General features: G+C 37.9%; 21 protein-coding genes and 1 pseudogene. 9 read left to right on the top strand and 13 right to left on the bottom strand.

Annotated elements, in window-relative coordinates:
* Nucleotides 1–175: 175 nt before the first annotated feature.
* The 5 genes from BTO08_RS04790 (at nucleotide 176) to BTO08_RS04770 (ending at nucleotide 3,915) form a co-directional block, all read left to right on the top strand.
* Nucleotides 176–1,015: an isopenicillin N synthase family dioxygenase gene (locus BTO08_RS04790; protein ID WP_105060100.1), complete on the top strand. Its 840-nt coding sequence runs from the start codon at nucleotides 176–178 to the stop codon at nucleotides 1,013–1,015.
* A gap of 314 nt (nucleotides 1,016–1,329) precedes the next feature.
* On the top strand, nucleotides 1,330–1,824 hold the full coding sequence (locus BTO08_RS04785) for a GNAT family N-acetyltransferase (protein WP_105060099.1): 495 nt from the start codon (nucleotides 1,330–1,332) through the stop codon (nucleotides 1,822–1,824).
* Between the two features lie 175 nt (nucleotides 1,825–1,999).
* Nucleotides 2,000–2,563, top strand: a complete 564-nt coding sequence (locus tag BTO08_RS04780) for a LemA family protein (RefSeq protein ID WP_105060098.1) — start codon at nucleotides 2,000–2,002, stop codon at nucleotides 2,561–2,563.
* A gap of 20 nt (nucleotides 2,564–2,583) precedes the next feature.
* A complete protein-coding gene (locus BTO08_RS04775; protein WP_105060097.1) occupies nucleotides 2,584–3,540 on the top strand; it encodes a DUF3137 domain-containing protein in 957 nt (318 codons plus the stop codon).
* 33 nt (nucleotides 3,541–3,573) lie between these two features.
* Nucleotides 3,574–3,915 carry a hypothetical protein gene (locus BTO08_RS04770; protein WP_105060096.1) on the top strand — a complete coding sequence of 114 codons (342 nt, stop codon included), beginning with the start codon at nucleotides 3,574–3,576 and terminating at the stop codon, nucleotides 3,913–3,915.
* A gap of 391 nt (nucleotides 3,916–4,306) precedes the next feature.
* On the opposite strand, the gene BTO08_RS04765 is transcribed toward BTO08_RS04770, so the two are convergent.
* From BTO08_RS04765 to BTO08_RS04750, 4 genes are all read right to left on the bottom strand, one after another.
* Entirely contained in the window at nucleotides 4,307–4,720 is a 414-nt protein-coding gene (locus BTO08_RS04765; protein WP_198038412.1) for a GNAT family N-acetyltransferase, read from the bottom strand.
* 67 nt (nucleotides 4,721–4,787) lie between these two features.
* Nucleotides 4,788–5,480: a spondin domain-containing protein gene (locus BTO08_RS04760; protein WP_198038411.1), complete on the bottom strand. Its 693-nt coding sequence runs from the start codon at nucleotides 5,478–5,480 to the stop codon at nucleotides 4,788–4,790.
* 161 nt (nucleotides 5,481–5,641) lie between these two features.
* On the bottom strand, nucleotides 5,642–6,340 hold the full coding sequence (locus tag BTO08_RS04755) for a spondin domain-containing protein (RefSeq protein WP_105060094.1): 699 nt from the start codon (nucleotides 6,338–6,340) through the stop codon (nucleotides 5,642–5,644).
* A 159-nt stretch (nucleotides 6,341–6,499) separates the two neighbouring features.
* Complete coding sequence (locus BTO08_RS04750; protein WP_105060093.1) at nucleotides 6,500–7,570, bottom strand: FAD:protein FMN transferase; 1,071 nt, start codon at nucleotides 7,568–7,570, stop codon at nucleotides 6,500–6,502.
* Between the two features lie 175 nt (nucleotides 7,571–7,745).
* On the opposite strand from BTO08_RS04750, the gene BTO08_RS04745 reads away from it, so the two are divergent.
* Entirely contained in the window at nucleotides 7,746–9,491 is a 1,746-nt protein-coding gene (locus BTO08_RS04745; protein WP_105060092.1) for a DEAD/DEAH box helicase, read from the top strand.
* 105 nt (nucleotides 9,492–9,596) lie between these two features.
* Here the strand turns inward: BTO08_RS04745 and BTO08_RS04740 are convergent, their stop codons facing one another.
* The 3 genes from BTO08_RS04740 to BTO08_RS04730 form a co-directional block, all read right to left on the bottom strand.
* A complete protein-coding gene (locus BTO08_RS04740; protein WP_105060091.1) occupies nucleotides 9,597–10,526 on the bottom strand; it encodes a DMT family transporter in 930 nt (309 codons plus the stop codon).
* Between the two features lie 95 nt (nucleotides 10,527–10,621).
* Complete coding sequence (locus BTO08_RS04735; RefSeq protein WP_105060090.1) at nucleotides 10,622–11,344, bottom strand: helix-turn-helix domain-containing protein; 723 nt, start codon at nucleotides 11,342–11,344, stop codon at nucleotides 10,622–10,624.
* 375 nt (nucleotides 11,345–11,719) lie between these two features.
* On the bottom strand, nucleotides 11,720–12,463 hold the full coding sequence (locus tag BTO08_RS04730; RefSeq protein ID WP_105060089.1) for a metallophosphoesterase family protein: 744 nt from the start codon (nucleotides 12,461–12,463) through the stop codon (nucleotides 11,720–11,722).
* A gap of 446 nt (nucleotides 12,464–12,909) precedes the next feature.
* Between BTO08_RS04730 and BTO08_RS04725 the strand changes: the two genes are divergently transcribed.
* Nucleotides 12,910–13,773 (top strand): AraC family transcriptional regulator, encoded by an 864-nt coding sequence (locus tag BTO08_RS04725; protein WP_105060088.1) that lies wholly within the window; start codon nucleotides 12,910–12,912, stop codon nucleotides 13,771–13,773.
* A 33-nt stretch (nucleotides 13,774–13,806) separates the two neighbouring features.
* Nucleotides 13,807–14,013, top strand: a pseudogene (locus BTO08_RS04720) (LysR family transcriptional regulator); the annotation flags it as partial.
* Nucleotides 14,014–14,022: 9 nt separating this feature from the next.
* Here the strand turns inward: BTO08_RS04720 and BTO08_RS04715 are convergent.
* The 6 genes from BTO08_RS04715 to BTO08_RS04690 form a co-directional block, all read right to left on the bottom strand.
* The gene (locus BTO08_RS04715; protein ID WP_105060087.1) at nucleotides 14,023–14,595 is read right to left on the bottom strand and encodes a protocatechuate 3,4-dioxygenase; all 573 of its coding nucleotides are present in this window, start codon (nucleotides 14,593–14,595) and stop codon (nucleotides 14,023–14,025) included.
* Between the two features lie 221 nt (nucleotides 14,596–14,816).
* On the bottom strand, nucleotides 14,817–15,290 hold the full coding sequence (locus BTO08_RS04710) for an ASCH domain-containing protein (RefSeq protein ID WP_105060086.1): 474 nt from the start codon (nucleotides 15,288–15,290) through the stop codon (nucleotides 14,817–14,819).
* Between the two features lie 35 nt (nucleotides 15,291–15,325).
* Nucleotides 15,326–15,703, bottom strand: a complete 378-nt coding sequence (locus BTO08_RS04705; protein ID WP_105060085.1) for an MmcQ/YjbR family DNA-binding protein — start codon at nucleotides 15,701–15,703, stop codon at nucleotides 15,326–15,328.
* 130 nt (nucleotides 15,704–15,833) lie between these two features.
* Nucleotides 15,834–16,322: a hypothetical protein gene (locus BTO08_RS04700; RefSeq protein WP_105060084.1), complete on the bottom strand. Its 489-nt coding sequence runs from the start codon at nucleotides 16,320–16,322 to the stop codon at nucleotides 15,834–15,836.
* Nucleotides 16,323–16,974: 652 nt separating this feature from the next.
* Nucleotides 16,975–17,610: a LysE family translocator gene (locus BTO08_RS04695; RefSeq protein WP_105060083.1), complete on the bottom strand. Its 636-nt coding sequence runs from the start codon at nucleotides 17,608–17,610 to the stop codon at nucleotides 16,975–16,977.
* Nucleotides 17,611–17,917: 307 nt separating this feature from the next.
* Nucleotides 17,918–19,336, bottom strand: a complete 1,419-nt coding sequence (locus BTO08_RS04690; RefSeq protein ID WP_198038410.1) for a disulfide bond formation protein B — start codon at nucleotides 19,334–19,336, stop codon at nucleotides 17,918–17,920.
* An 869-nt stretch (nucleotides 19,337–20,205) separates the two neighbouring features.
* On the opposite strand from BTO08_RS04690, the gene gss reads away from it, so the two are divergent.
* Entirely contained in the window at nucleotides 20,206–22,089 is a 1,884-nt protein-coding gene (gene gss, locus BTO08_RS04685; protein WP_105060082.1) for a bifunctional glutathionylspermidine amidase/synthase, read from the top strand.
* Nucleotides 22,090–22,166: the final 77 nt, after the last annotated feature.

The following is a 22,166-nucleotide window of genomic DNA, read 5'->3' as shown; positions in this document are numbered from 1 at the left end:
ACTTAACTGTATGCCAGATAAGCGCGACTAATAGTGATTATTTCCTCTCATGGATACTATGTTTCTAAACTTTGTGTGCCACATCCTTGTTACACCTTTGTTTCCAAAATAGAATATATGGCGCTCAGCTAAACGATTGCTATAAATAAAAAGATACCGTTGGAGAATCATATCAATGAAACTGGAAGCAGTAGATTACACAGCAGAAAATGCAAAACAGCTTTTTGTCGAATCCCTACGAGAGACTGGCTTTGGGGTACTAAAAAACCACCCTATCCAACAAAAATTAGTCCAAAAAATCTATGATAAATGGTATGACTTTTTTAATAGTGAAGAAAAAACTGCTTTTCATTTTAATGTAGAAACCCAAGACGGACTATTTCCAACTGAAGTATCAGAAACCGCCAAGGGGCATACCCAAAAAGATATTAAAGAATATTTCCACTACTACCCTTGGGGTCAGTGTCCTGTTGAACTTAAACAAGATATTCAACAGTACTATCAAGAAGCCAATGAGCTTGCGACAGAATTATTAAGTTGGGTAGAACAATATTCGCCTAATGAGGTTTCCTCTAAATACACTCAGTCACTATCAAGTATGATTGATGGTAGTGAGAAAACATTACTTCGCATCCTGCATTACCCTCCGCTACAAGGCGACGAAGAGCTAGGTGCAATTCGTGCTGGAGCCCATGAAGATATTAACTTATTAACTATTTTGCCTGCAGCTAACGAACCGGGTCTGCAAGTTAAAGCTAAAGATGGTAGTTGGATTGATGTGCCTTGTGATTTCGGTCATTTAATTATTAATATCGGTGACATGCTACAAGAAGCTTCTGGTGGTTATTTCCCATCAACAACTCACCGAGTGATAAACCCAGAAGGCGCAGATAAAACAAAATCACGTATCTCATTGCCTCTGTTTTTACACCCGAAACCAGACGTTATCCTTTCAGAAAAATACACCGCACATGAGTATTTAATGGAACGTTTACGTGAGCTTGGCGTTATCTAATTTCTAAAAAAATAAAGCACTAAAAGTAGAAAAATGACTCTCGGCTTTGATCTCTGTTTTGGTTCTAGGTTTCGGTCAGCCGAGAGGCTTCATAAAAAAAATTATGAGGTTACAATCAAAAATATGAACATTTTTTCGTGTCACTTGTCTCATTATCGAAGAGTTACAAATCTATTTATTATGCAAACAATCTATTATTAGCATATCGAACAATACATCATTTATTTTTTGATTACGTTTACATTCAGACTTTCAGATCTATAGTTCATTGATAGCCTAGTTGGTTATGTATAGATCTTACTTAGGGACACCGTATGAAAATCTCGTTAACGAAACCTGTGCTTTCATCTCTTGATACTTTTCTAAAACTCATTGACGAATTATTTGCCTACGAAGCCCTGCCGCAAAAGGTAGAGCAAACTGCAACAGCGGTTAAACAGCTATTAGCAACACCAGAGCTTGGACAAGCTTGGTTTATTGAAGTTGAAGAAAATGGCGAAACCTGTGTCGCAGGGCACCTTGTTGTAAGTTATGCCTTTAGCCTTGAACATGGTGGTAAAGTAGGCTTTATTGACCAATTCTATTTAAAGCCAGAGTGGCGACAAAAAGGGATTGGCGCATCATTAATACCACAAGTTGAAGATCGTGTTATGAATGATGGTATTAAAGCCCTATCGCTAGAAGTGAATATCGGTAACGCAGGCGCTCGTACTTTCTACGAACGCCATGGCTTTGTACCACGTCGCCAGTTCTGTGTTATGACTAAAAACCTTGCTGAAAAAACAGTGCCACTACACGTCGCATCGTAACGATATCCTTGCGTATATGTAAAAATATGTATTGGACCACTTCTAAAGCCTTGCCACTCGCAAGGCTTTTTCATAACAAGCCTCACATATAACATTAGACAAGCATATCAATTAATTACGTGCTTATTTATAATCGTCACATCCCGTCTTTTCATTATATATACCAAGGAATATTATGGGTCTTTTCATCACTATCGGCATAATTGTTATTATTGCCCTTGCCTACATCAGCCTACGTAACGGTTTAATTGGTAAGAAAAACCAAGTTGCCAATGCAGAATCGAGTATTGATGTGATGCTGAAAAAACGTTTTGACTTACTACCAAATTTAATTGAAACCGCCAAAGCATATATGCAACATGAAAAGTCGGTATTAACGGAATTAACAGAACTTCGTAACCAAGCGGGCAATGCCACCAGCACCGATACAAGAGCAGCCTTAGACAAGCAAGTTAGCACTGCACTCTCTCATTTCCGCGTGGCTGTTGAAGCGTATCCAGAATTAAAAGCTAACGATAATATTGATACTGTAATGCGTTCCATGAATGAAGTTGAAGCTCAATTATCAGCAGCGCGACGTACTTTTAACGCATCTGTCACTAATTTCAATAATGCTGTAGAAATGTTTCCATCAAGCATAATTGCTAATCATATGAACCTAACAACATTACCTTTGTTTGACATTCCAGAAGTAGAGCGTCAAAACGTGAATGCTGCTGAACTGTTTAATAACAAATAACCCAACAATTAGTTTTCACCATGGAAGATCGTATTTCAACCTTATACGAACAAAAGCTAAGAACACAGTTGTCCTCTTTAGAGTCTACTCGCTTAGATGTCGTCAAACAGTTATGGATTGCGCTTGCGGTTGGAGGTATTACAGCTGCTATCGCAATCCCAACAGCACTCCATTTCAATGCGTTACCTTTTGGTATTATTGCGACCTTTATTGTTGCTACTTTCATGTTGGTTCGATTTTCAAAACAGAAGCAACAATACTGCGTCAGTTATAAACAAAAGGTGATCACCGCTCTACTGGCTAACATCAACGAAAGTTTTGATTATCAACCTCTCGGCTCTGTTTCCGAACAAGATTATAAAGCCTGCCAACTCTTTCCACAGCGTTATGATAGCTTTCGTGGTGAAGACTTTGTCCAAGGCACAATCGGTAAAACGACACTGCGTTTTTCAGAGTTAGAGACACAAGTTAAAAAGCAGCGTGTGAACCAAAAAGAAAACCGCGAGGAATGGGAAACCATTTTTCGTGGAATATTATTTATTGCCGACGCCAATAAGCACTTCAATAGTCAGACGCTCATTTTACCGGCGAAAAACGCTGTTATTAGTGCAATTGGTGATGCCGTATCTCATCTGTTTAACCGCGAAAATAAACGTGTAGATCTAGAAAATCCACACTTTGAGCAACACTTTTCAGTCTATAGCAGCGATCAAATTGAAGCACGCTACTTATTAACGCCTGCGATGATGGAACGACTAGTAGATTTTGTGACTAAAGCCAAAAACCGTATCTTGTTATCATTCATTGATAATAATGTTTATATCGCGATGAGTAGTCATAAAAACCACTTTGAGCCCGCATTGTTTACTTCTTCGGATTCACTGGAATCTATTCAAGCGATTGCCCAAGACTTACAGTTTGTCATCGATATTGTAAGCGATTTAGATCTCAACACTCGCATCTGGACGAAGCGCTAATCCTTATATTTAAACCGTAATGGCACACTGTTTATGAATAACCTTATTACTTATATTCTTGCTTTTAACGATGATGATCCTACGATTATCGATCGACAAACACAGCAGCAAAAGATTGAAGAAAATGAAACGAGCATTCATTACACCGAAGAACGTGTGACATTCAGCAATGGCGCTGTGATACTAAAAACCACTGAGTTTGATGAAACGCAAGATGTACTGGACGATAGTGTATGCCCTGAATGCTGGATCAATTACGAAGTGATTACTCAACCGAGTAGTGTTTCAATTACACCAAAGAAGAAAATCTTTACTAGCCGATGCCAAGAGTCTTTTTGGCTCAAACTTCAAAAGACACATGCCAACCTAAACTGACAGACTTAATCCTCTATACTTAAAGCATGAAGACAGTCTCCTCATGCTTCTTCTGGTGCTTGTTTGGTCGCTATTTATCTGGATTTAGTCATTATTATTCAATAAGTTCGTGGTGTTTCCCTGCTGATCCAAAATGCTATTATCTTAATTATCATCTCCCTCAAATCATCAAAATGAGCACTCCTAATGGCGGTATAGCTTATGGATAAAAATAAAGAATCATAATGCTGAAATGTTTTCTAAACTCGTCAATGACAACCAACTAGATATAAGAGAGGGCTGTCTTTTTAGTTCTTTGTCTATTTATGACAACGACATCAGGATTAATATTGGCTATCCAATAGATCAGGCACAAGAGCAACTAACGCTAATCGTTAAGTTAATAAAAGCCTCACAACGCGTTTAACTTACACGCCATTTTGACATACTCCACATCTGACTTATAAAACGTATCGCCAGATGTGGTCAGCCCTAAACGCTGGTAAAAACCAATGGCACTCGTTCTTGCATCACACCAAAAAAGTTCCACGTCAGTCGTTTTTAGATAACTAAATTGCTCTTGGATCACCGCAGTACCAATTCCTTTTCCTTGATATTCAGTGAGAGTGGCAAACTTACGTAATCGGGCTACGTTTCCTTCGATATAAACAGAAGACACACAGACGAGCTCATTATTAATAAACGCCCCAAAGTGCGTTGCTGTCTCATCCCCTTCCACTTTACAAAACGACTCAGGTTTAGACGGCCATAGAACACGATGCCGAACCGTTATTGCCTGCTGCCAAGTAATTGGTTTTATGTCCATTAACGTTAAATCCATATAAAAAAGAAGCTACAATCGACTAAGCCATAGCTTCTATTAATCCTTAGCATTAATCTACCCTTTTAAACGTAAACGTCCCTATATGACGTTTAGTTTGGTAATGCACACCTTCTTTAAAATCAGTATCAACTCGAAGTGTTGTTAATAACAGCACAGGGTTCGGTGGTGAAATAGGAAAATCTGGCGCAATAAAATCAATCCCGCTATCACTGCCAGCATCATAAACCCACAATTGGACTTCTACTTTATTTTGCCATTTTCCATCTTTAAATAACGGCACACTATCAACACCTGTAAACCAATCAGGACTTGGTGCTAACATGGTGATCACCGATACTAACGGGTGCTCTTGTGAAATATCAAACTGAACTTCTACTTCATCGCCTGTAGCAGGTATTCCATTACCACTTATCGTATTACCTGAATTACCGTTATTTTGAATAACACCTATTTCTGACTCTAACGCAATTTTCGAACCTGTTTCTGCCACGCTTATCACGCCAGCACTGGCTGTTTCACCTGTTTCAAATAACTTCACTTGTGCATTATGCGTTAAGCCAATCAACCCTGAGAAATGGCGATCTGTAGGAAAGTTTGTTGGAAAGTTTACCGCGCTCCAATCAGTATAAAAATTCAATGCATATCGCGCAGTAGCTGAAGATGAATCTTTATTGTCGTCATCACCACACCCCATCATGGGTAAAGCAATAACAAAATAGAGTATTAAAAGGAAATACTTCATATCTAGCACCTTTATAGTTACAGAGATATTTCAAAACCTAGTAGGCTTATAAAAGTATGAAGCCTTATATAGATAGTTATTCTAATAAGGCTTATTCTTAAATCAGGATGTTTAAGTATGAGAGGCATAACAATAGCTATGCCTTTTCGTAACTAATAATACTAATCCACTCTTTTTAATTTAAATGTGCCTATATGTAATTGATTTTGATAATGTACACCCTTCTCAAAATCTGTATCTACACGTGGAGTTGTTAGCAAAGAGATTGGAGCCCGTGGAATGGTTGGATCGTTTTCTGAAGTAAATGTCACGCCGCTATCACTACCCGCATCATAAACAAATGCTTGTACCGTCACTTCATTTACCCATGCACCATTTGCAAATAACTCAACACTGTCAATGCCTGTAAACCAATCAGGGCTTGGTGCCAACATAGTGACCACTGTAACCAATGGGAAATCTTGTGAGATATCAAACTGCACATCAACATCATAATCACTAACAGGAATACCATCACCACTGATAAGATTTCCCACGTAGCCCAAATTTTGTAGTAGATTCACTTCTGATATAAGAAGATCTTTGCTTCCTGTCTCTGCAACACTGACAAGACCTTCATCCGCAAGTACATTAGGTTCAATCAATCTCGCTTCCTTATCATGAGTAAGTCCTATAAGACCTGAGAAATGACGATTTTCAGGGAAGTTTGTTGGAAAGTTTACAGCACTCCAATCAGTATCGAACTTAAGTTCGTAACGAGCGGTTTTTGACGTTGGATCAAAACTATTATCGCTATCACTACCACAACCGGCGAGAGTTAGCGCAATAAAAGAAGAGAAGAACAATGGTATAAGCTTCATATCTAGTACCTTTATAATTACTGAGAAAGACTTCAATACTAGATATAAATTTTAGCTGGCTTATTAAAATACGAAGCCTTATCTAGAGAATTACTCTAAATAAGGCTTCTTCTTAAATCATAAATTTTAAAATAGTGTCGTAATTTTTAAGCTAACACTTTATTTCTGCTGGCTTAATGTGATGTTTGTATCTTGGATCAACGCATTACTTTTTGAGTTCTTAAATGCATCATCAACATCTTGAATATAGTAAACCGGTAATGATTCTTCATTTGCTACCGCTTTCCCTTCATCAGGGCCTAAACACAGCATGGTTGTTGCCCACGCATCACCTTGAATAGGATCATTACCAAACACGGATGCTGAAACAAGATCATGGGTGATCGGCGCACCTGTTCTTGCATCAAGAATATGTGAGTAATCTTTTTTGCCATCCTTAAAGTTATGGTGATACGTACCTGAAGTATTAAGTGATACGCCATTCTCATCATTAATCGTCACGATTTGATAAGGATGAATACCGTCTTTTAGCGCTACAGGCTGCTCAATCGCCACACGCCACTTCTCACCCATTGGCTTATGACCTTTAATCTTCATATCGCCACCGAACTCAACCAAGTAGTTCTCAACACCATCCGACTCTAAAATTTGGCTTAAACGGCTAATCGCATAACCTTCACCCATTGAAGATAAATCAACCTGCAACTGGGGAATGGTTTTTCTAATACGAAGGTGTTCAGGATCTATTTCAATTTTATCAATACCAATGTCAGCACGTACCTTTGCAATCTCGGCGGCTGTTGGCACATTTAATTTATCGCTTTGGAAGCCCCAAAGTTTATATAGCGGCTGAATAGTGGGATCATAACAACCATGACTTTCTTTATTGATCGACTTTGCTAAAGACAACATGTAAATAAAATCTTTCGAGGCAGGTTGCCACTCCGTTGAAGTGCTCTTATTAAACTTAGAAATATACGAATCACCGCGATACGTAGAATATTCTTTATCAATCGCGTCTAATGCTTTATCAAACTGGGCTTTTACCTTCGTCGATGAAACATCATCTTTAGACCAATAACTCACATGGTAGCTAGTACCTTCTGCATAGCCTGCGATTTTTTCTAACTTTGGAGGCTCACTGCAACCCGATAACATCATAGTTGCAGACAGTGTAAATAACGCAGCGCAGCTTCGCTTCAGGAAAACATTCGACGTTTTCGTAAACATACAAAAACCTTATTGATACATAATGTATGTAAAGTTTACCAACAGTTACCAAACACTACTAGACAGAGGCAAAACACCGCATCTAACGTAACCTACTAACAATGAATGAAGGCTTTGCCAAATCACTGGTTAAATGTACACTAGTTAAGTTTTCAGTTACGCCAGAATAGTTTCTATGTATACCCTTCGTCCTTATCAGCAAGACAGTGTTAACGCGACTATCCACTATTTTCGTAAACACAACACCCCAGCAGTATTAGCTCTACCAACAGGCGCAGGTAAAAGCCTTGTCGTCGCAGAGCTTGCACGTATTGCTCGTGGGCGCGTTCTCGTGTTAACCCACGTAAAAGAGTTGGTAGAGCAAAACCATGCCAAATATGAAAGTTACGGCTTAAAAGCCTCTATTTTTTCTGCTGGATTAGGGCGAAAAGAAACCGACCAGCAAGTGGTGTTTGCTTCTGTACAATCCATGGCAAACAGCTTAGATAAATTCAAAGAACAATTTTCATTATTGGTCATTGATGAATGTCACCGTGTACCTGACGATGAAAACAGTGCTTATCGTAAAGTCATCAAACACGTTCAAGACGTAAACCCAAACATTAAAATCCTTGGCTTAACCGCGACACCATATCGCTTAGGCATGGGCTGGATTTACAAATACCATACCCGAGGTCAGGTTCGTACTGAACAAGATCGCTTCTTCCGCGACTGTATTTTTGAATTACCTATCCGCTATCTATTAGACGAAGGCTTTTTAACCGAGCCCAAAATCATGGATATGGCAGTGATTGGTTATGATTTCTCATCAATTACCCCTTCATCGACAGGCCACTACAAAGAAGCCGATTTAGATAGCGTGATTGGAAAATCAGAGCGTGCAACACCAATGATCATTGAACAAGTGATTGAGTACGCCAAAGATCGTAAAGGTGTGATGATATTCGCCTCAACCGTTAATCACGCCCAAGAAATCATGGGCTACTTATCCGGTGAAAATGCCGCGTTGGTGATTGGTGATACCCCTCTTGATGAACGCGATCGCATCATCAATGATTTCAAAGCGCAAAAGATTAAATACTTAGTTAACGTTTCAGTGTTAACGACTGGCTTTGATGCGCCACATGTCGATTTAATTGCTATCCTTCGCCCAACAGAATCTATCAGCTTATATCAGCAAATTGTTGGTCGAGGCTTACGTTTAGCTGATGGTAAAAAAGACTGTTTAGTATTGGAGTATGCGGGTAACTGTTACGATTTATACCAACCTGAAGTAGGTGATCCCAAACCTAATTCAGAGAGTGAAGTCGTAATGGTACCTTGCCCTGCTTGTGGTTTTAAAAACAGTTTCTGGGGCAAACTCGATCCCGCAGGCTTTTTAGTTGAGCACTATGGGCGTCGTTGCCAAGGCTATTTTGAAGATGATGAAACTGGCGAGCGTGAAGAATGTGGTTATCGTTTCCGCGCTAAATACTGCGAAGAATGTGGCGCAGATAACGATATCGCCGCAAGACGCTGCCACCTTTGTGATGCGGTCATGGTTGATCCTGATAAAAAACTGCGTGAGGCGTTAAAACTTAAAGACGCCATGATCATGAAATGTACAGACATGCGCTTAGAGCCAGGCAAGAATAAATTCGAGAAGCCTCAGTTAAAAGTGATTTATGTCGGTGATGAAGGTAATGAAATTAACGAAGTGTGGACGCTTTCTAATAAAACCCAGAAGCAAGAATTTCTTAAGCATTTTATTAACCCTCATTTAGTGGATCGTCACCGTCCATTCACCGATACCGCCCCAACAAAAGTGGCCAATAACGAGCACCGTTTACGTCCGCCTGAAATTGTAATCGCCCGTAAAAATGGTCGATTTTGGGCTATTCGAGACAAGTTGTTCGATTTAGCTCAATATCAAAAAGACTAAAGTCGTTAATTTTATTTTGTAACGGCATTGCCTATTGCCTATAGGTAATGCCAATTTCACAAAAACAGAAACGTGGCTGGGTTTATCCCTGCAAATTTGGCTCATTTAACTTTTTTGACCAGAAGCCTTACTATCTAAGGCTTGAAGGATCAAACATATACCAATTGAAACAACTCCAATCCAACCTGAGATAGACACCTTCTCACCAACAATGACAACAGCCAATACTGCTGCAATCACTGGCTCGAATAGAGTAAGTAGACAAGCATTACTAACATCAACATACCTTAACCCATAACCGTAGATAAGATAGCCTAAACACATTGGGATGATCGCCATATAGATCAACACAGAAGTATTATTGAAGTTGTTGAAAAGGTTTTCACCTGTGAACAATAAACTCGGCAACAACAGTAGAGCGCCGCCCCCAAAAATGCTACCTAACGCCGCTTGAGATTTAATACCACTATCAATCATTCGCTTAGCTATCCATGAATAAATGGCATAACTTAAACCAGCAACTAAACCTAATACGATACCAAATAAATAGGATATATTATTAAATTCTACTGTCTCGCCCGACTTAGCCGCTACCAACATTATGATCCCCGCCAAACCAAAAACGAAACTGACATACCATAGAATTGAAAACCTTTTAACCTTGCTAAAAAGACACTCAAGAAAAACGGTGAAAAAAGGCGCACTCGCAATCGATATCACTGTCCCAACAGTAACTCCCGACAACTTCATTGAGGTATAAAAAGCTAACGGATATACCGATAAAGCAAGACAACTTACCGCTAACAATAACTTGAGCGCCATGATCTGTTTGAAATGATGCATGATACTTCGCCAAGACAAAGCAGCTTGAATAACACCACTTGCGCCTGTTGCAAAGGCTCCAATCGCTAATGGACTAAGTTGATCTGCAAAGCTGGCAGCAGTACCTGTTGTGCCCCACAAAAAAGAGGCAAATAATATGGCTAACACGCCAAATTTGTATTGGCTTGTTATTTGAGTCGTTAAAGAAGACATGATTTTCTCTACAATGATATTGAATAGAGAAAAGAATACGGAGATATACGAAGAGATACCTTGCAGAAAAGACGTAAAAAACGTCTAAATAGACGCTATTGTCGAGCTAACTCACGCGGAGACAAACCAAAGTGAATTGAAAAACGGCGACTGAACGCAGATGAATCAGTATAACCGACTCGCTCTGCTATCAATTGAACGGGTAAATCAGTGTGCGTAAGTAACGCCTTCGCTTTCTCCATTCGTTGAACGTTAATGTACTGTAATGTGCTGACACCAACATTCTGTTTAAATATTTTTTTAAACTGAGTCGGACTTAAACAGGCAATCTTCGCTAATTCATTAATCGACAAATTTTCACCTATGTTTTCGATAATATGGCTTTGTACGTCTCGAACTCTGGGATCAACAGGTTTAGCATGGGTCTGCTGTTCTAAAAGTATTGAGAAGACATTCATCATCGAGTTTTCTAATCCATTATCAACTTGGTGTTGTAACTGTTTTTCAACGAAATGGAGATAGCTTAACAGTGGTGGCGTGACTGAAAATACAACCAAGCCCCCGCTAATAAAATGCTCTGGTAAAATATCCAAATCTGCCACAATAAAACGCGCCATTTCATCAGCTTTAAAGCTATGCTGAATACCAGCAGGAATCACAACGCATTCACCCACTGTCACCTTACCGGCAAAGTTTGGCATCTCAATCGCGATATTACCGTGAATAGGCAATACCAATTGATGGTAACTCTCATGCGAATGCGTCTCTAGTTGCTTAGTATAAGCACGAATACTAAGGCTGTTTTTCGTATCATGCATAAATAAACACACTTAATTTCATACAGGTATGCCGAGTATAACCAGTCAAAAACACAACGCAAAGCGGTGAGGCTATTAGCTTTAACCGTCAATCACGGCCAAAAATCGTAGCCTTCTAGTGTCCACAATAATAATACAAACATTAAAAGTGCCGTGTTCATGAAAGTTCTTCGAGCTTAAAAATGAACTAAATTTTGAAAGCTCTAGAAGCTAACTCATTTGTAGACAAAAACGTGATGTTAGGCAATTTGCTTATTTAGGCAGGTAGTATTAAGAGAAGTAAGGGTAACGCTGCAATAAGCGGCGTAGAGGGGTTGGCTATAATCAATGACGAAGGAACGCAGCCAACCTTGATACGTCCGTCTTTATTTTTTGTTATATCCGTCGTCCAGTAGACAAAAAGTGAACCCAATCACTTCGATTTCTTTTTTTACTTTCATTTACCGCTAACTGATAATCATAAGGAACTTTGATATTTTGAACTACCCATTCAGAGTTTGTTTTTTCAACTATTGAATATGATGCGTGATGATTAAAATTCTCCATAGAATGAACTACTGGTTCATCGTCTGTGTATGCTTGCAAGCCAACACTTCCTGGATTAACGATGAGTTGACCACTACTCAGATATACCGCCCTAGGTGTATGAGTATGACCACAGCATATTAGCTGTGATTTTTGCCCCGCAAGCAAATCTATTATCTCATTATCAGAACGAAGCAAAGCATAACCTTTACTCACATCTTCCAACAAATAAATCAGATCATCTTTTGGAGTACCATGGCAAAAATAAATATCTTCATTTACTTGTTTATCAAAAGGTAGTGACTTCATCCAATCTAATGGTTTCGGACCTAAATCGTCCAAAATGAATTGCATAGTTGGGTTTAATTCTATTTCTTCATCTGTAGATTCGTATATTTGTCGATCTTGATTACCAGAAATGGTAATAAAATCATGCTCCATTAAAAGCTCATAAGTAGCCTTTGGCGCAATTGGCCCATATAGAATATCACCAAGATTTGCTTTTAAATCTACGGAATGCTTTTCTAAATCTTTGATAACTGCATCTAGTGCAAAAACATTACTATGAATGTCAGACAATACGGCAATCTTCATCGGTCCCTCTTAGGATATAACAGTATATTAATAAGCATTCTTACTTTTGCGCAAAAATATACTTATAAAATACCGATATCATACTCGATATAATCGTTACATATTATGAACTTAATAGCACTTTCTTACACCTATAGATTTGAAAGAGGATGTGAAAAGTAAGAAATGTATTTAATCAGTCTTATTAAATACAAATTGAAATATTAAATCATTTACTTTTCAATTGGTTACAGTTTCACTTCTATTTTTAACAAGAAATGGATAGAAGTAAGCACTGAGTACCATGTAGTTAAGATCTGCGTTATTAATTGTAGATGTGGCAACTAAGTAAACCTATTCGTCTTTCACAAACTATATTCTATCCGTCATCCAGCAATTCCAATCAGGCGTAATTAAATCTTCCTAGGTATTATTTCTACGATTTCTGAGTTGGAGTATCAAAAACAATGAACTTGATGAAACGTCATGAACGACAGATCAAGAAAGTGTGCGATTTTATAGATAACAACCTAGACGGCGAATTCTCACTTGAGCAACTAAGTACTGTAGCTGCCAGTTCAAAGTACCACTTTCACCGTAACTTTAAGGCATTCATGGGGATCAGTGCTATGCAATATGTGTTGCTGGCACGAATGAAACGCGCTTCTTTCAGGTTAGCATTTGAGTCAGAGTTCAGCGTTACTGATATTGCTTTTGAAGCTCAATTCGAAAGCCAAGAAGCCTTTACGCGTGCTTTTTCAAGGATATTCGGGCAAACACCTTCCCAATTTAGAAATCAGCCTGAGTGGCGTTCTTGGCACTCAAAGTATGAATATCATCCACCAATAACAGGAGAAAGTGTAATGGATGTTCAAATCGTAGATTTCGAAAAAAGAGAAGTTGCATTAATTGAACATAAAGGTAGCCCACTACTGGTATACGAAACAGCAGCTAAGTTTATAAATTGGCGAAAATCGACAGGTTTATCTCCAATAAAAACCAGCGAAACATTTGGTATTCCTCACTCTGACCCAAGCGATACGCCAGATGATGAGTTTCAGTTTGATATCTGTGGCTCGCACAAAGGAGAGGTTCCAGAGAACGCCTATGGAATAAAATCTGGAATAATACCAAGTGGCAGATGCGCTATGGCGATCCATAAAGGAAGCCATGACAGCATTGGCGACACCTTGTATCACTTATATCAAAAATGGCTACCAGATAGTAAAGAAGAATTAAGAGACTACCCTTGTTACTTCCGTTACTTAAATTTTGTTCATGAAGGAAATGAGTGTGAGTTGTTAACGGAGATCTACCTACCGATCAAATAGTAAGTGGCTAAGGGAAATAACCTGCGTCGAGGCTGTAATATGGCATCTGCACAGAGAGCGATTGTTAGTTCGGGAATAGCAATAGGTGCAATGGGCATTATTAGCGTTACAGACGATCTTAATAACTTAGACAATATGCCATAGCAGCCTTATGTGTATATCGTTCTAGTCACGGAAGCCAAACCTCATCCAATATTAGAAAAAGAACGCATAGAACAATTGGTTGAGCTAATACCTTAAACGGATTCGTTAGCCAATGACAAAGGTAAATTCACCAGTTAAACGCCCGTCGATTCGCATAGTTTCAAACTGTAGATGATCACGGGCTATTCCACCCCACCATTCATTACCAGTATTACCTTTTAAGTACAACTGGGTTGTAAGTAGCTCTTGATTACCACGCCACAACTTAACATGGATATGTGGCGGACGAGAAGCGTAAGGTACAGGATACAATGTCTGGAATAAGTAGCGTCCATCCAATTGAGTTTCAACCGCGCCAAACCCTGCAAAGTGAGCATCAAACATATCGGTATTTGGCTGGTTTGGGTGAGAATAGATACCTTGCCCATCACACTGCCAGATTTCTACTTTGATACCTGAAACAGGGTTTCCCGTTGTATCCACTACTTTCCCTTGCAATATAATGGGCTCTCCAATTAATCCTTCAGTCTGAAGTAATAAATTTGATCGAAGAGGAATACGATCGACCGGATAAAATGGTCCTTCTGCTTGTTCAGGTGTTAACTGTATCGGCGTTTTGGCTTTTAAACGTGTCGTAAAAATCAAACTCCAAAGCGCTAAAAAGTGTCGTCGTTCCATGGTGTCACCAATCACAAGTTTTAATTAAGTTTGGTTAAAATTGAACGATTTGCCAAGACTAATACTGTGGGCAATATAGTTTTATCAACATCAGAAGCATTTAGATATAAAACCTTGTTAAGATGTGAAGCAAGCAATACCGAAGTCTCAGTAAACTAACTTAAACACTAAAACCAGCACACAGTAAAATGCCCGTATGGTAAATCAATCTAAACAACTTGTTATTTTTTCGTTGGGTACACAGTTTTAAAATGCTCTAAGACAAGCACCATATCTTCTGATGGACTGATATTGAGTTCTTCGCACTCTTTTGAGAAGAAATTCCAATGAGCTTTTTTCCACCAGCCTAGTGTTTTGTCACCTTCACCTTCTAACGCAGCAAACTCAGCCGTAATTTCATTGTATTTGCACTTTAATACGGAAGTTATTTCTATAATACAAACGGGTTCACCAGACCAATTAGTTACAACCTGAAGATGTCCCACTTCAGGCATAAGTTCACCTTGCTCGCTATACCAAATCTCTAAACTGCATGAGGCCCGTTTTTCACCACGTAATATGAGATCAGCGCATAGGTTTGCATTATATTCGTCGGCACAAAAATAGTCGGAACTAAATGAGGCGTACTTTGATACCCTGTCACAAGGCAAAGAACTAAGATATTGTTCGAGGTATAATTTACTTCTTTCATCCATGATCTTTACTCAAATTTCGTCTTGAACGCTTATTATTAGCGTGGTTCAGCTAGGCTCTCGATGCCCAACTCTCGTTGTTTACGCTTACTTAAACCACTGGCTACGATGCGGTAAGACTCAGACAAATAATACTTTAAATCGTCGTCTAATTTACCCGAGGTCTCAATTTGCTGTATCCACTTCATTCCACGATTGGCAAAATATGGCGCAGGTTTATAACCATCACTATTACTAAGAAACTCAAAATTTAAATTAGACGTTTTAAACGTGAATGCTGCTTGGGAACCATCGCTCCAACCTCCTATGGCAAAGACTTTACCACCGACTTTCCATACATCGGAATTCCCCCATTGAACGACGTGACTTGTTCCAGCAAAAGAACCGCAAAAATAGTTAAATTCTTCGTAATTCATACTGACTTCCCTATTAGATCATATAGCCGCGTTAAGTATTTCCAATATTTACTTCTATAAAGTCGCTGGAGCTTGCCCAACACTTCGGATAAGTATCGGCTACGCTGCACATGCCCTTGTCTTTTAAGCATTATTTGAGCGTAGACTTCATACTCTCATATGCCGACAAGGCTTGTTTAGTTTCAGCTTGAAGTCCCTTATTTTCCATAAACCAAAATGAATATATTTGTCTAGTTGATACTTTTTGAAAAACAAACCAATGAATAATACCTAACGGTGAATTCCTAATATACTCAACAGAATTATATTTATCGGTATGTCGCTCAGAAATAGTAATTTCATCAGAGTAACCGCCATTACTCTGATTTTGCTTTTCATTCTCTATAAAGTCATCTAATGCCTTATTTTTCGACTCAATCCTAAATTGAACACTAATAGAGAATGGTGGTTCACCAGCTTGAAATACTAATGACAATGGTTCTTTACTTGATCTTTTATCATTATATTTAAGTGAACCTACATCAAAACTTATATCACCTGCTTTGTACTCAAAAACTTTAGCCTTTACTTGAACCGTAGCTAGAGAAAAAATAACTATTACAAACATCCAAGTTTTCATTAAAACTCCATTAACACCTAATCACTTCTTGAACAATTTATTGAAAGAAGCCGCTATGCCGCAAAGTGAAAAGCCACAACCTCAACTACAGTAAATACATATTTTAAAAAGGAGTATTTATCATAAATAAAGAACAGTAACATCGTTCTGGTTATCTTTTTGAACAACATCTTACCATCACTTCTTGCAAGGTAAACGTCCAACTACTATAGACACTTATAGTTGTGTATTACTTCGCATTACCCAATCATGAGATACATTGCTGGTCATATTAACCATTAAATACCTCAAATAGAATTCAGCATAACCGTTGAAAATCATTAATGAAATAACGTTAAGATTAATTGGTTTTTAATAGTAATTTTTTATATTGATAATGCAGAAAGAGATTTAATTAATAAAGACCTCTCGTCCAGAAGAAAAGCGTTAAATAATAAATATAATGGTATTAACACTTCAAAATATTATCGATATTTACTTATATAAGGTCGCTTGATCTTGCCCAACACTTCGGATAGGTGTCGACTGTGTGACACATATCCTTACTTGCTTGATAATTTGTCAATTTTTCTAAGTGATAGTGCTCTGACCGGATAGAAAAATACTGCAATGCACCTTAGAAAATGCCATGCGTGCCCCCCTCTGCGCTTTGTTAGGGCTTGAAACTCTCAGCAACAAACTTACTGCCCATTGACCCCATTAATACACCTGAACCTTTGTTAATATAGGACTTAAAGCGTAAATAACTTGCTTGAGCCTTTGGACTTGATAGCAAAATAGAAACTAGGAAGTACCAAGAAAAATTTAAGGCAAACACGCCCACCACCAATATAGGTGTTGTATAAACTGGAACTTTCATGGGTAGCATGGCTGCAAACACACTGCTAAATACAATTGCAGTCTTTGGATTACTTAACTGTGTCGTTAAACCAAGAACTACCGCCTTAAAATGAGCAGGTTTGTTCGTTAGCTCTGCGCCATCGGAAACAACGTTGCTTTTGCTCGCGCGCCACATTTTTATCCCCAGATAACATAGATATAGACCACCAAGAACTTTGAAAGCTACGTAAAACTCTGGCACAGCATCAAAAAGTGCAATGAGCCCCATTGAAGCAATAAATGCAAATGTACTTGCTCCCAAACCTAGACCTATTGAAATACACATGGCTTCAGCTCTAGATTTTGACATAGCTGTTTGCGCAACTAAGATAAATGAAGGACCTGGTGTCATTGCACCAAAGAGTAACAGCGTAGCGATTGGCAGTAGAAATAAGTATTGCTCCAACATTTATAATCATCCTTGTACTAACTTAAGTGATTGGCCCTAACAGGGCATAAATAAGCATTCTTACTTCAATGCAAAAATACACCAATATAATACCTTTATCATAATCGATACAATCTATATATTATGAAGCTGATGACGTTTTTGACCTTTTAAATGATTTTTTAGAATATGGAAAGTAAGAAATATTGCTTATTAAAAACAGGATTAAAGCGATAAATCTCTAAACTTTATTATAACTAGTTATATATAGAAACGAAAAAAGGCTAAGTAATAACTTAACCTTTTTTTTACCTTGTTTTTTAACTGATTAAATAGGTAGTAAATATGTTTTCACTATCTTATTACCAGAGTCTTCATCTGTAATTAAGACTTTATTAGAAATGATTGTCACCCCTTGCGGGTTATTAACATCATCCATTTCATAAACATTTATCGGTTTTTTTGATTCTTTATCTAAAACTATCAGTTGCTTACCTGAGTTATTCAATAAAATGACTGCATTATCTGTAACTGTCATACCGGTTATTATAGGAACCTCTTTAGTTTTCATTGATATGATCTGCTCAGCGTTTAGTATCATATCTTTACGGCTAAATCTTGATAAAACAATAAAATCATTTACTTTATTAGGCAAAGACAAGGTTAGATATTCATTATCTAACAAAGATAATGCACTGCTACCTATATAGCTTTTATTAGCTCGAACTGTCTTTAAGTTACCTCTACCCACTTCTTTCATACGATATAAATCATCAACAGATAGTTTTACATAACTTTTATAAACAGACGTTACAATAACTTCTCCGTTTTTATCAAAAAAGATGCCAGAGATATTACTTACATCTTTATCAAATTTTGGATCAACTTTATAACGGCTTAATATTTTTGATGCCGTCTTATCCAGTAAATAAATCCAGTTTTTATTTGTCGCAATAGCAACTACACTTCTTTTCTCATCGTAACTTATCGCTGTTACTCTACCAGTTATATCGGCTGGAAGATTAATGTTTTTAATCTTCTGTAATTGGTTAGCATGTTCAAATTTAGTGCTTTCATTAACTGGTAATGTATTAAAATCAGGCTGTTCAATGTAATTATTAGCTCTAAATGAAAAATGACTCCACGTAGGCCAATGTTTTGTCGTCCAAACCGTTTTACTTAAGTCGTAACTAAAATTTTTCGGGCTTGCTTGCCCAATATATGGCGGTGGACCGACTTGAGTGAATGCCTGAATTACGTTTAAAAATATAACAATAATAAAACTATATCCTGAGATTTTATGGAACGTCCCCCAGCGAATCCGTGTTGTATTTCTTAATGAGTCTTCATTTGAAAACCCTATCAATAAAGACATAATTATTAAGTTAGCTATAAATAAGAACACTCCCCATGTATATGCATGAGCACCCAGTATTAAGCCACCAAATCCCTGCCCAATATCCTGTCCGAGATGTACAGAGCTATGCAATATACTTAACCATAATCCGTAAATACATATAATATAATAGGTACTAATATATTTTAATCTCAAGCCATATCGAGACATATATAAAGCACACAGTGAAAGAAGTATTATTGCAATTCTTTCCTGCCAACATAATATACAAGGATTATCACCCAGAATATAACCAAGTATCACAGTTGCAATACCAATAGGGATCAGGGTTAATCCAAAAGATAAAGCCGATAACAGCAAGGATGTTTGAGAACTATTTAAACGTTTCAATTAGTAGTTCCCCATCGGTAATACCATATTCCAACAAACGACAAGAGATAATAAAACACTTAAAATGACAGAAAAAAACAAAGAAACATCACTCAAGTTTTTTCTTTTTGGATAAAAGACAACTAATAATGAAGATATAAAAATTATAAATAATAATAAAAATTCCAATTTCGCACCTTACTTATTTAATTAATAGATACCATCTATACCTGATGATTTAGACACTATTTCTACCGCTAATTTTATGACCGATTTCTTTATATATTCGTAAACCAATGTGATATTAAGTAGGCTTTTTAAGCACATGGCTTTTGGTGTGCATCAAATAACGTATGAAGTCTCACCAATAAATTAGCTTTATTATGAGCACTCTTATATATAAATGTAGCCACTTACCAAGTGATCATTAGACGCTAAGAGCTAACTCTTCGTGTTGATACGTCTGTCTATTTACAGAGTTCTTGTTTGTGTGCAACATGAGCGATAATCGCAATATTACGATTACTTTGAGTATCTAACATTTTTATCCTCATATTGATGTGACGAATTGATCATACAGACTGTACAAAAATACCAATAACAACATTCAGACGATAAACATCACTAATAGGACAATTGAATAACGGCTAACAAAAATATTCCATAGAACGCCCAAATTATTGAAGCATCCTTACAATTCACATTTCTGCATTGCAAGCTTTTGATGAAAGTTTTAGCTTGATAAAAAACGGTATTTCCATACTCCCCTGATGCGAATGCATATCTTATTTGCTCAACACTGAGCCACATCATCGGTCGCTATAGAAAGTTTAACCATCAAAACATACAGCGTTTTGCTTTTGTTTCGATAATTACATGTAGGCCACATTATGAATACAGACGATCACGCCAATAATGCTCCTTTTGGTACTTTGCTAGGTTATGCCCCAGGTGGTATTGCAATCTACTCTTCCGATTACAGTACTATTGATGAAAATGAATACACCGATGATTCCGCGATGCGTAGCTACGTTCATGGTGAATCTATGGGCATGAAATGGCAATGTGTCGAGTTTGCGCGACGTTTTCTTTATATCAATTACGGGTTGGTATTTACCGATGTCGGTATGGCATATGAGATTTTTTCGTTGCGTTTCTTACGCCAAGTCGTTAACGATAAAATCTTACCACTTTACGCATTTGCCAATGGCTCTCGCCAAGCGCCTGTCGCTGGTTCTTTATTAATTTGGCAAAAAGGTGGGGAGTTTCAAGAAACAGGTCACGTCGCAATTATTACTCAAATTATCGATAACAAAGTCATGATTGCTGAGCAGAACGTTACGTTTGCGCCACTGCCATTAGGTCAACAATGGACACGTGAATTAACCTTACACGTTAAAGATGGCTGCTACACCATTGAAGATACGTTTGAAGACTCTGAAATTTTAGGTTGGATGGCTTATAACATCGAAGCGCATGATTGTTTACCTCAACCCTCTCCCTCGCCTGAACTGTTGAATATTCAATGTGCCTATCGTGATAACCAAGCGCAATTCTCAACCCCTTGGTTAGATGAAACAGATCCGCTTGAATTAACCTATCAACAAGCCAATAGCAAACAGTTACTTAACGATGATATTTATCGTTATTTCACTATATCTGAAAGCGCAGAGCATGAATTAGCCAAAGCCACTAACGAATTACATTTAATGTACTTACACGCGACAGATAAAGTACTGCAAGACGACAGTTTGCTTGAACTGTTCGATATTCCGAAAATTTTATGGCCTCGTCTACGGTTATCATGGCAGAAACACCGCCATAGCATGCTAACTGGTCGCCTTGATTTCTGTATGACTGAAGATGGCTTAAAAGTGTATGAGTACAATGCCGACTCCGCTTCTTGCCACACGGAAGCATGTTTGATCATTCAGAAATGGGCAGAGCAAGGTGGCGATATTACTGAAAATAGCCCTGCTGAAGATCTACTTAACGAGCTTGCCAGTGTATGGAAGTACAGCCAAGAATATGATTTTGTTCATATCATGCAAGATGATGATGTAGAGGAAGATTATCACGCATTATTCATGCAAAAAGCGTTAACCTTAGCCAGTATTGAAAGCAAAATACTCAAAGGGTTAGACGGCATACATTGGAACAGTATTGGACAATTAGTCGATGACGAACAACGCTTGATTCAATGTGTATGGAAAACATGGGCATGGGAAACCGCAATGGATCAAGTCCGCGAAGTTAGCAGCACCGAATATGCCGCTGTACCTATTCACACTGGCTATCCTGATACAAGAGTGCGTTTAATCGACGTGTTACTTCGCCCTGAAGTTAAAGTGTTTGAGCCACTGTGGACGGTAATACCAAGTAACAAAGCGATATTACCTGTGCTTTGGTCTTTATTTCCCCACCACCATTATTTATTAGATACTGACTTCACCGTAACCGATGAACTGCGCCAAACTGGTTATGCCGTTAAGCCTATTGCTGGACGCTGTGGCAGCAATATTGATTTGGTTAACCACAACGATTCAGTATTAGATACAACCGATGGGAAATTTAATAATCAGAAAAACATCTACCAGCAGTTATGGTGTTTACCTAAAGTCGCGAATAAATATATTCAGGTTTGTACTTTTACTGTCGATGGGAACTACGGCGGCGTATGTTTGCGTTCAGATGATTCATTAGTAATTAAAAAAGACAGTGATATCGAGCCTTTAATTGTATTGGAAGATAGTGCGTTCTTGAAACATTGCTAACCTGCTTCTTTGCAATATAAAACGCACAGCTTACTTTACGTAAAACTGTGCGTTTTTATTTATATAAGTATTAAAGG

Source organism: Photobacterium angustum, from assembly GCF_002954615.1.
GTDB lineage: Bacteria > Pseudomonadota > Gammaproteobacteria > Enterobacterales > Vibrionaceae > Photobacterium > Photobacterium angustum_A.
The sequence above is the reverse complement of the archived record's forward strand: the minus strand, read 5'-3'. Positions and strand labels throughout refer to the sequence as shown.

Excerpts from the sequence above, each read along its gene's own strand:
- BTO08_RS04765 (WP_198038412.1), bottom strand. The coding sequence starts at position 4,720 with ATGGACATAAAACCAATTACTTGGCAGCAGGCAATAACGGTTCGGCAT.
- BTO08_RS04770 (WP_105060096.1), top strand. The coding sequence starts at position 3,574 with ATGAATAACCTTATTACTTATATTCTTGCTTTTAACGATGATGATCCT.
- BTO08_RS04750 (WP_105060093.1), bottom strand. The coding sequence starts at position 7,570 with ATGTTTACGAAAACGTCGAATGTTTTCCTGAAGCGAAGCTGCGCTGCG.
- BTO08_RS04760 (WP_198038411.1), bottom strand. The coding sequence starts at position 5,480 with ATGAAGTATTTCCTTTTAATACTCTATTTTGTTATTGCTTTACCCATG.
- BTO08_RS04695 (WP_105060083.1), bottom strand. The coding sequence starts at position 17,610 with ATGTTGGAGCAATACTTATTTCTACTGCCAATCGCTACGCTGTTACTC.
- BTO08_RS04775 (WP_105060097.1), top strand. The coding sequence starts at position 2,584 with ATGGAAGATCGTATTTCAACCTTATACGAACAAAAGCTAAGAACACAG.
- BTO08_RS04740 (WP_105060091.1), bottom strand. The coding sequence starts at position 10,526 with ATGTCTTCTTTAACGACTCAAATAACAAGCCAATACAAATTTGGCGTG.
- BTO08_RS04755 (WP_105060094.1), bottom strand. The coding sequence starts at position 6,340 with ATGAAGCTTATACCATTGTTCTTCTCTTCTTTTATTGCGCTAACTCTC.
- BTO08_RS04715 (WP_105060087.1), bottom strand. The coding sequence starts at position 14,595 with ATGGAACGACGACACTTTTTAGCGCTTTGGAGTTTGATTTTTACGACA.
- BTO08_RS04710 (WP_105060086.1), bottom strand. The coding sequence starts at position 15,290 with ATGGATGAAAGAAGTAAATTATACCTCGAACAATATCTTAGTTCTTTG.
- BTO08_RS04780 (WP_105060098.1), top strand. The coding sequence starts at position 2,000 with ATGGGTCTTTTCATCACTATCGGCATAATTGTTATTATTGCCCTTGCC.
- BTO08_RS04785 (WP_105060099.1), top strand. The coding sequence starts at position 1,330 with ATGAAAATCTCGTTAACGAAACCTGTGCTTTCATCTCTTGATACTTTT.
- BTO08_RS04745 (WP_105060092.1), top strand. The coding sequence starts at position 7,746 with ATGTATACCCTTCGTCCTTATCAGCAAGACAGTGTTAACGCGACTATC.
- gss (WP_105060082.1), top strand. The coding sequence starts at position 20,206 with ATGAATACAGACGATCACGCCAATAATGCTCCTTTTGGTACTTTGCTA.
- BTO08_RS04700 (WP_105060084.1), bottom strand. The coding sequence starts at position 16,322 with ATGAAAACTTGGATGTTTGTAATAGTTATTTTTTCTCTAGCTACGGTT.
- BTO08_RS04790 (WP_105060100.1), top strand. The coding sequence starts at position 176 with ATGAAACTGGAAGCAGTAGATTACACAGCAGAAAATGCAAAACAGCTT.
- BTO08_RS04725 (WP_105060088.1), top strand. The coding sequence starts at position 12,910 with ATGAACTTGATGAAACGTCATGAACGACAGATCAAGAAAGTGTGCGAT.
- BTO08_RS04730 (WP_105060089.1), bottom strand. The coding sequence starts at position 12,463 with ATGAAGATTGCCGTATTGTCTGACATTCATAGTAATGTTTTTGCACTA.
- BTO08_RS04705 (WP_105060085.1), bottom strand. The coding sequence starts at position 15,703 with ATGAATTACGAAGAATTTAACTATTTTTGCGGTTCTTTTGCTGGAACA.
- BTO08_RS04735 (WP_105060090.1), bottom strand. The coding sequence starts at position 11,344 with ATGCATGATACGAAAAACAGCCTTAGTATTCGTGCTTATACTAAGCAA.